The 6,486-nt window shown below is 66.9% G+C and carries 6 protein-coding genes and 1 riboswitch; all 6 genes read right to left on the minus strand.

Annotation, left to right across the window (positions count from 1 at the left end):
* A partial coding sequence (gene dapF / locus AX702_RS16145; RefSeq protein ID WP_066781281.1) for a diaminopimelate epimerase occupies positions 1 to 888 on the minus strand: 888 nt, incomplete at its 3' end.
* A gap of 55 nt (positions 889 to 943) precedes the next feature.
* The gene (locus tag AX702_RS16150; protein WP_066781282.1) at positions 944 to 1,411 is read right to left on the minus strand and encodes a DUF6456 domain-containing protein; all 468 of its coding nucleotides are present in this window, start codon (positions 1,409 to 1,411) and stop codon (positions 944 to 946) included.
* 62 nt (positions 1,412 to 1,473) lie between these two features.
* Positions 1,474 to 2,211, minus strand: a complete 738-nt coding sequence (locus AX702_RS16155; RefSeq protein WP_082746319.1) for a phosphatase PAP2 family protein — start codon at positions 2,209 to 2,211, stop codon at positions 1,474 to 1,476.
* 142 nt (positions 2,212 to 2,353) lie between these two features.
* Positions 2,354 to 3,103, minus strand: coding sequence for a helix-turn-helix domain-containing protein (locus AX702_RS16160; RefSeq protein WP_066781289.1), 750 nt, complete (start codon positions 3,101 to 3,103; stop codon positions 2,354 to 2,356).
* Between the two features lie 249 nt (positions 3,104 to 3,352).
* Complete coding sequence (gene thiC / locus AX702_RS16165; protein WP_066781284.1) at positions 3,353 to 5,248, minus strand: phosphomethylpyrimidine synthase ThiC; 1,896 nt, start codon at positions 5,246 to 5,248, stop codon at positions 3,353 to 3,355.
* 42 nt (positions 5,249 to 5,290) lie between these two features.
* A riboswitch (TPP riboswitch) is annotated at positions 5,291 to 5,399 on the minus strand.
* 84 nt (positions 5,400 to 5,483) lie between these two features.
* Positions 5,484 to 6,486, minus strand: a 1,003-nt coding sequence (locus AX702_RS16170) for a ferritin-like domain-containing protein (RefSeq protein ID WP_443026306.1), incomplete at its 5' end; no start/stop codon positions are given.

Genomic DNA, 6,486 nt, shown 5'->3' on the forward strand with positions numbered 1-6,486 from the left:
GGTGACAACCAGATCCCCCGCCGTGCCGCACGACAGGTCAACGGTCACCTGCCCGGTCCATTCCACCGTTGCGTTGCCGCTCAGCGTCACCATGCCCGCCTCACTGGCGGAGGCGCGCACCAGGCCGCCGCGGTTGCGCACCGTTACCGTCCGGTCGAACGGCAGGCGTCCTGTCAGCCCGGCAACAAAGGTCGCCGCGCCCATCGCACTGCCACAGGCATTGGTGAGCCCCACGCCCCGTTCAAACGTGCGCACGTACAGCTCGCCGCCCGTCCGCACCTCCACGAAGGAGACATTGGCGCGGTTGGGCAGCCACGCCGGCGCGGCTTCGCAAATCTCGCCGATGCGCACGAGTTCGGCCTCGTCCACCTGATCAACAAAGGCGATAAGATGCGGATTCGGCATCGCGACTGCGGTGAAGCGCAGGTCAGATGACAGCCGCGCAATCACTGCCTCCCGAATGCGCTCACCCTCGCCTTCCAGCGGCCAGTCGCGCACGTCCAGCGTCGCCGGCCCGGCCGTCTCACGCACGGTATAGACGCCCGGCGCTAGATCAGCGTCCCGCGCCACCGCCGCCCGGCTCGTCTTCAGCCGCACCACCGCCTGCGGGCGACCGGTCGCCTCCAGCCCCGCGCGCGCCACGCAGCGCAGGCCGTTGAGGCAGGTTTCGGGTTCGGAGCCGTCGGCGTTGAAGATCCGCATGCCGAAGGCGGCCTCATCATCCCCGCCGGTCAGCAGCAGGATGCCGTCCCCCCCCACCGGCCCCGACCGATCCGCCAAAGCGCGCGCGGCCTGCGCCCATTCCTGATCGGCCAGCGCAAGGGCGCGGGCGTCGATCAAAGCGAAATCATTGCCGGAGCCATGGCACTTGGTGATGTCGAAACGCATGGCCGCGGCTTATCTGCCGGCCGGGCAGCCGCCGCAAGACTTGGCCACAACGCGATCAATCAATCCGATAGTGATCGGCAAGGCGATCCAGCGCCATGGTCAGCACCAGCCGCCCGGACCGCGCCGGCCAGCCAAGCGACTTTTCCGCGACCGGCAGCCCCTCCCCCGCGCAGACCACGCGCCACAGGACATCGCTGAGACCCCGCCCCACGGCGCCCACCGCGGCATCGAAACGGCGCTTGGCAGCAAGGTGCGCGGCGGTTGCGTCCAGCCCCTGACCCGCGCCGCCATCGACCCGCGCCGACCAGCGCATCGTCACTGCCGGGCCGATCGCCGCGCGCTCGTAATCGGCCCGCAGCCGCTCGCCCGCCGCGATCTGCCGCGCATCCAGCAAGCCCCGCGCGCCAAGCCACGACAAGGGCGATTCGGCGAGGTTCACCGTGACGCTGCGGCCGCCCCGGCCCGCTTTCCCCGGCAGAAGTCGGCCATCACGATCAATCCCACGCTCCACGAGCATCTGCATGTCTGTTCTCCGTTTGTTCGAAGCAGATGCATGGCACGAAGCGCGGCTTGTAGGACAGGCCATCAGCGCGCGTCGTGGCGCAGTCGCAGCCAGGCGCCCAGCGCCCACCATGACAGGGCCCAGAGCGCGCCGGCGCTCCAGCCGGCCAGAACATCGCTAGGCCAGTGAACGCCCAGGTACACGCGACTGGCACCGATCATCAGCACCAGCGCGATCGTCGCGCCGAACAGGAACCATCGCGCGGTGCGTCGCGGCACGATCTGCATCACCGTCAGCGCGATGGTCAGGTAGATGATCGCGCTGTTCCCGGCATGACCGCTGGGGAAGCTGGCCGAGGCGACTTCCACCAGATGATCGACCAGCGCCGGCCGCTCGCGCGCCACCAGCTGCTTGCCAAGCGAGATAGCGACCGAACCGCTGAGCGTGCCGCCGAACACCAGCGCGGCGGTAAGGAAGTGGCGGCTCGCCAGCAGGAACCCGATCGTCAGGGCAGCGACCATGGTCAGCACCGTGCCGCCGCCCAGCGCGGTAATATCGATCATTACCCCCTGCAGCCACACCGGGCCGATCGGCGTGGACAGATCGCCGGACGTGCGCAGCGCCAGCATGATGGCGTGATCAAACTCGAACTGCGTACCCCGGGCGATCGTCATGCCGAGCAGCGCGATGATGAGGATCGCGCCGGCGACGGTGGCCAGCGCGATGAACGAATAGGGCGGGTGGGTGACCCCCGCCGGTGCGGTCTGGTCCGGTGTCGCCGGTGTTTCGGCGAGGATTTCGAGCGGGGATTCGTCGTGCATGGATCGGGGTGTAGCAGGGGTACGAGCGAAGGTGTCCTCCTTAGGCGTTGAGTTCTTGCCCCATGAGCGGCCGAGCCGCCGCTTGCGCAGTGACCCGGCCGACAACCCTGCTCCCGGCCTGAGCTCTTCCGCTGGCGCGGCGTTAATCGATGTAAATGCCGACGACCTTCCAGGCACCGTCCTCCCGGCTAAGCGACAAGGTTTCGGTTGCGCCGGGCTTGTTGGCGAAGTCGGTGCGGAATTGGACGGTGCGATAGCCATTTGGCGGAGCCGGCGTGTCCACGTCACTGAGCAGCGTGCGCGACAGCACGGCGCCGAGCGGCACGCGCGCCTTTTCGGACGCCGACTGCCAGTTCGCGACGCTGTTGACCGACCGGAACGATTTCGCCGTCCCGGCCCAGCTTGACTGCCAATCGGCATTGTCGACCAGCGCCAGCCAGTCACGCGCGGCCTTCGAAACGGGGGTTTCCGCCACAGCGTTCGAGCTTGTCGCGGCGGATGATTCCGGTGCCTGCACGGGTGCGATGATGGAAAGCAGAACGGCAGCGATTGCGATCATGATGGTTCCTCCTGCTGCCCAGACCAGCCGGCGCGGCAATCGCGACGACGGTGAGGGCTGGGATCCGAGTTGATTGCCCGGCACGAACCCGGCAGCCCCGATCGGCATGTCCGCGATGATTTCGGGGGCCGGCCCCTCGGCCTCGCGCAGCAGCCGAGCCGCTTCCTTGCTGCTCGATACGGAGAGCTTGCGCCGCGCATCGCGCAGCCGTTCGTTGATGGTGTGAACCGACAGGCCGAAATGCCGCGCGAGCGATTTGGCGTCATGGCCGACGAGAAGCAGACGCAGGGTCTGCTTCTCCTTCTCCGTCAGCGCATCGTACCCCTCGATCATCATATCCGTCGCCAGCTAACCCAAAGTCAGCCAACGCTAGGGTAGCGCTCCACTGCCCGCGACCCCCAAAAGGCTTGTACCGCCAGCGAAAATGCGGGCCTGCGCACATGTGGCCGGCGGATCGCACGTGCTTCCGGCCTGATTGTAAGCGCCAAACGGCTCATCCCATCATGCCCGCTCGTACCGACATCCACGGTGCCGCGAACCTCAATGCAACGCAGGCACGAGGCCCCGGCAGTGAGGCTCCCGTCAGTCGTGCTCCCGCCCACCAGCGCCCATGTACAATTCGCGGCCCTGATCCTCGTATACGCCGCTCATCTTCGCCATGCCGGCCTCCGCCTCGGCGGTCGCGAGGAAGCCTTCGCTGCCCTGGTTCTGCAGCCGTGCAAAATCGCGCACTTCCTGCGTGATCTTCATCGAGCAGAATTTCGGCCCGCACATCGAGCAGAAATGCGCTGTCTTCGCGCCCTCCGCCGGCAGCGTCTGGTCGTGATATTGCTCTGCCGTCTCGGGATCCAAAGACAGGTTGAACTGGTCGCGCCACCGGAACTCGAACCGCGCACGGCTCAGCGCGTCGTCGCGCAGCTTCGCCGCCGGGTGGCCCTTCGCCAGGTCCGCCGCATGCGCCGCCAGCTTGTACGTCACCACGCCGACCTTCACGTCGTCGCGATCGGGCAGGCCGAGATGCTCCTTGGGCGTCACGTAGCAAAGCATCGCCGTGCCGTACCAGCCGATCATCGCCGCGCCGATGCCGCTGGTGATATGGTCGTAGCCCGGCGCGATGTCGGTGGTCAGCGGCCCGAGCGTGTAGAAGGGCGCCTCGCCGCACACCTCTAGCTGCTTGTCCATATTCTCCTTGATCTTGTGCATCGGCACATGGCCGGGGCCCTCGATCATCACCTGCACGTCCTGCGCCCAGGCGCGGTGGGTCAGCTCGCCCAAGGTATAGAGTTCGGCGAACTGCGCCTCGTCATTGGCGTCGGCGATCGAGCCGGGGCGCAGGCCATCCCCCAGCGAATAGGCGATGTCATACGCCTTCATGATCTCCGTGATCTCGTCGAACCGCTCGTAGAGGAAGCTTTCCTTGTGATGCGCGAGGCACCATTTCGCCATGATCGAGCCGCCGCGGCTGACGATGCCGGTCACGCGCTTGGCGGTGAGCGGCACATAGGGCAGGCGCACGCCGGCGTGGATGGTGAAATAGTCGACGCCCTGTTCGGCCTGCTCGATCAAAGTGTCGCGGAAGATCTCCCAGGTCAGATCCTCGGCGATGCCGCCCACCTTCTCCAGCGCCTGATAGATCGGCACGGTGCCGATCGGCACGGGCGAATTGCGGATGATCCATTCGCGCGTGTCGTGGATGTTGCGGCCGGTGCTGAGGTCCATCACCGTATCCGCGCCCCAGCGGATCGCCCAGACGAGCTTGTCGACTTCGCTGGCGACGTTCGAGGCGACGGCGGAATTGCCGATATTGGCGTTGATCTTCACCAGGAAATTGCGGCCGATCGCCATCGGCTCGGATTCGGGATGGTTGATGTTGTTGGGGATGATCGCCCGGCCGCGCGCGATCTCGTCGCGGACGAATTCGGGCGTCACGTAATCGGGGATCGCCGCGCCGAAGCTGTTGCCGTCGCGGACGTACTCGCGGAGCATCTCGCGGCCGAGATTTTCGCGCGTGGCGACATATTCCATCTCGGGGGTGATGATGCCGCGCTTCGCGTAGTGCATCTGGCTGACGTTGGCGCCGGCACGCGCGCGCAGCGGGCGCTTGACGACGTTGGGGAAGGGCTGGACGCCGCCCGACCGGTCGGGGCCGAGCTGGCCGTTGTCCTCGGGGCGGATCTCGCGCGCGTCATAGGCCTCCACGTCGCCGCGGGCCATGATCCAGTCGCGGCGTAGCTGGGGGAGGCCGGCCATGATGTCGATGTTGGCGGCGGGGTCGCTGTAGGGGCCGGAGGTGTCGTACACGTTGAGCGGCGGTTCACCCGACGACGGCTCCAGATCGATCGCGCGCATCGCGACCTTCAGCGGACCGACGTGGATCTTGCGCGATCCGCGGATCGGGCCGGTGGTGACGCCGATTTCGGTGCGTGCCTGCGGGTTTCCGGAGGAAACGCGTTCAATCGGCGAATCTACGTCGGCCATGTGTTCACTCTCCACTAATCGGAGAGCGGGGACGGATTGCCGGTGTTGGCGCCGCTCCTTCCCTCCGCCGGTGTCAACCGGATCAGGTTCAGCGGGTCGCGGGCTCGTGCCCGCCTCTCAACCGCCGTCAGCGGTCCCCCGAGGATGCGGGCAATTCTAAGGTGTTTGGCGGCTAAGGTAAAGCCGGGCGCCAAGATGTGGCCCGGACGGCTTGCCGGCCGTCCGGGTGGAACGCTCAGTTTGCGGCGCTGGTCTTCAGATCGCCGTTGAGTCCCGCCGGGAAGAACCCGCCGGCCGAAACGGACGCCTTGTTCAGGTACAGCACGTTCAGCACCGCCGGGCTTGACCGGCTATAGGCGATGCCGTTGCCGTCAGCAGGCGTGATGTTCGCCGCGCCGTCAGTCGCGACATTCTGATCGAGGTCACGGCTGCCATCCAGTGCGTCCCGCGCATCGCTGAACCGACCGGCCAGGGTACGCAGCGTCGCATTGGTGAACAGCGCCGTGCGGATCAGGCCCGCATGATAGCTGTGTGCGCCAAGCAGGCCGAAGAAACCGGTGCGCGTGGTGCCGAGATTGATCAGCGGCTGCAGGCCCTTGTACGCGGTGACGATCACGTCTTGCAGGAAGAACGCGCCCAGCAGGAAGTTGCCGTCGCCCGAATAAGGATTGAACGCTTCGCCGAGCGCCGTGGAGAACGGGCCGTCCGCCGCGCCGGAAATGTTGATCACCGGCTGCGCCACCGCCTCGGCCGTGATGATGCCGCGCAGATAGGCGATGCGGCGCTGCGATTCAGCGGTAATCTCGCGCGCGCAGGCGGCGGTGAACGGGTCGCTGAACGACACGGGCGCGCCGCCCGTCACTGCCCCCGGCGTACCGGTGCCGGTCAGCAGATCGGCGGGAACACTCGCGCCGGTCGTGGCATAAGCGAAATATTGCGCCTGCAGATATTCAAGCTGAAGCGCAAAGTTGAGCGCGGCGCGATCGGCATTGCTCGTCGAGGTCGCCGTGGGGGTCGGCGTTGGCGTCGGATCCGGATCGGGATCCGAATCATCATCGTCACCGCCACAGGCGGACAGCAGCGCAAGGCCGCCCGCGGCGATGGATGCGCCGCCGGCAAGCTGAAGGAAGCGGCGGCGCTCCGCCTGCCGATCGGCGGTGGGTTCGGGCGGCTGCGGCAGGGTGTCGAGGTCGGTCATGGCGAATGGTCCTGGAAACAAGGGAAACAAGCGAGGCGGG

This window comes from Sphingomonas sp. CCH5-D11, assembly GCF_001557395.1.
GTDB lineage: Bacteria > Pseudomonadota > Alphaproteobacteria > Sphingomonadales > Sphingomonadaceae > Sphingomonas.

What these genes read in the sequence shown, in the direction of transcription:
- AX702_RS16150 (WP_066781282.1), bottom strand. Translation starts at nt 1,411, where the DNA reads ATGCAGATGCTCGTGGAGCGTGGGATTGATCGTGATGGCCGACTTCTG.
- AX702_RS16155 (WP_082746319.1), bottom strand. Translation starts at nt 2,211, where the DNA reads ATGCACGACGAATCCCCGCTCGAAATCCTCGCCGAAACACCGGCGACA.
- AX702_RS16160 (WP_066781289.1), bottom strand. Translation starts at nt 3,103, where the DNA reads ATGATCGAGGGGTACGATGCGCTGACGGAGAAGGAGAAGCAGACCCTG.
- thiC (WP_066781284.1), bottom strand. Translation starts at nt 5,248, where the DNA reads ATGGCCGACGTAGATTCGCCGATTGAACGCGTTTCCTCCGGAAACCCG.